At 42.3% G+C, this 2,013-nt stretch carries 1 protein-coding gene; it reads right to left on the bottom strand.

Annotated features, from left to right (window positions below; genetic code table 11):
- Positions 1-267: 267 nt before the first annotated feature.
- The gene (locus JX312_RS12825) at positions 268-1,764 is read right to left on the bottom strand and encodes a trypsin-like peptidase domain-containing protein (protein WP_239653924.1); all 1,497 of its coding nucleotides are present in this window, start codon (positions 1,762-1,764) and stop codon (positions 268-270) included.
- Positions 1,765-2,013: the final 249 nt, after the last annotated feature.

Genomic DNA, 2,013 nt, shown 5'->3' with positions numbered 1-2,013 from the left:
GGAGCCAGCACAAATAGCAAATTGCCATCCAACTCTTGACCTCGAATTTGATTAACACTTTTTAAGAGACACTAGTGATCATACTGTAGTTTGAATTTGAATACTTGCATATGACAATTATATAACAACATCGGCATTGGTTTGTATTCAACGTATTTTATTATTTGAATCAGAATAAATGGAGCGAGACATGTTCAGACTCGCTCCATTCCATAGTGTCGTTTTCTCTTTCACTATAGGGGTGAAAGATGCAGATTGTAATATAGTTTATTCACCCGCAAGATTAACTGCGTAGTAATATTTCTTGCCTGTTGGATATATACCGGTAATAAACATTACTTTGTCATCGTCGTCACCCTTCATTATCTGATTGTAAATTCTTTCCACATCATCTGATGAGTTGACGGCATTGCCGTTGATATCTGTGATAATGAATCCTTCTTTAATTCCGGCATCTTTCACACATCCGCTCTTCACACCAGTAACCTTCACTCCGTTACTTATTCCAAGATGCTGTTTGGTGTTGCTGCCGATTTTCATGAATGCGCATCCAAGTTCCGAGAAGTCGCCTTTCTTGGTGATGTTGGTGCTTCCTTGAACATTTCTCAATGTCGCGCTCTTTGTAACTGTTGAATTGTCACGAACGTATGTTACGTTAATCTGGTCTCCGGGACGGAATTTGTTGAGTTGCTCCACAAGTTCCGCGTGGTTGTGCACAGGGACTTTGTTGATTGCAGTGATGACATCATCTTCTTTCAATCCGAGTTCCTTGGCTGTGCTACGATCCATTACAGACGCTATGAGAAGACCGGATTTAGTGGCAGTGATGTTTTTCTCTTTTGCAATTTTTGCGTCAAGTTCGATTACCTGGCATCCAAGAACGGCGCGCTGCACAGTTCCATACTGACGAAGGTCTGTCATGACTTTTTTCACGATAGTTGTCGGTATCGCGAATGAGAATCCCGAGTAGCTGCCTGTGTTGCTGTAGATAGCCGAGTTAATACCGATCAGTTCGCCTTTGAGGTTTACAAGGGCACCTCCTGAGTTCCCAGGATTGAGTGCGGCATCGGTCTGAATGAAAGATTCGATGTTAAGACCTCCCTGTTTTCCGTTTTGCCCCAGACTGCGTGCCTTGGCACTAATGATACCGGCTGTGACTGTTGAATTGAAACCAAATGGATTTCCGACTGCAAGCACCCATTCTCCGACTTTTACAGACTCACTGTTGCCGAATGTTATAGGAGACAGATCTTTGGCATCAATCTTAATCAGGGCGAGATCCGATGCTTCGTCTGTGCCGATAATTTTTGCCTCATAAGTAGAATTGTCATTCATCAGGACTTCGAGTTTGTCGGCATCTGCAATCACATGGTTGTTTGTGACAATGTATCCGTCTTCAGAAATAATCACACCAGAACCGAGCCCATTCTGCACAGGTTCACTTTTCTTTTGTTGTCTGGGTTGTCTCTGCTGGGGTTGCTGAGGCTGTCCGAAGAAGAAATCAAACATGCCGAACGGATCGTATCCCCCTTCGCCTTGATTTCCGTATGAATTCCTTGTACGGGTAGTATAGCTTTTAATGCACACCACTGCATTGACTGTTTTTTCTGCCGCTACAGTGAAGTCAGTCTCGAAGGATGGCGTCGAAGATGTAAGAATGAAATTCGACTCCTTTCCATTAGCTCCGATGTATTCCTTGGCATGAGCGCCAAAGAGGAGACCGGTCAGTAATGCGACCGATGCGATAATGGTCATTTTCTTCATATACTTAAATTTAATCATTAGTTCGAATGTGGAACCTGTTATTCGTAATTTCGTCTACAAATTAAATGCAAAAGTCTGTCCAATATTACATTTGTCACACCTAAATAATGCAAAATATTCTAAAATTCCTTAAACGCCTCGCTATTTATAATGTAATAAGATGCAGATATTCAGGTAGTGTTTCACTGAGTGTGTCTGAGGCGAGTTCACTCAAGCCTGTAGACCTCAGATGACGNTGCAAATTTAATT

It is taken from the genome of Barnesiella sp. CU968 (genome assembly GCF_905219685.1).
GTDB lineage: Bacteria > Bacteroidota > Bacteroidia > Bacteroidales > Muribaculaceae > Lepagella > Lepagella muris_A.
The sequence above is the reverse complement of the archived record's forward strand: the minus strand, read 5'-3'. Positions and strand labels throughout refer to the sequence as shown.

What these genes read in the sequence shown, in the direction of transcription:
- JX312_RS12825 (WP_239653924.1), bottom strand. Translation starts at nt 1,764, where the DNA reads ATGAAGAAAATGACCATTATCGCATCGGTCGCATTACTGACCGGTCTC.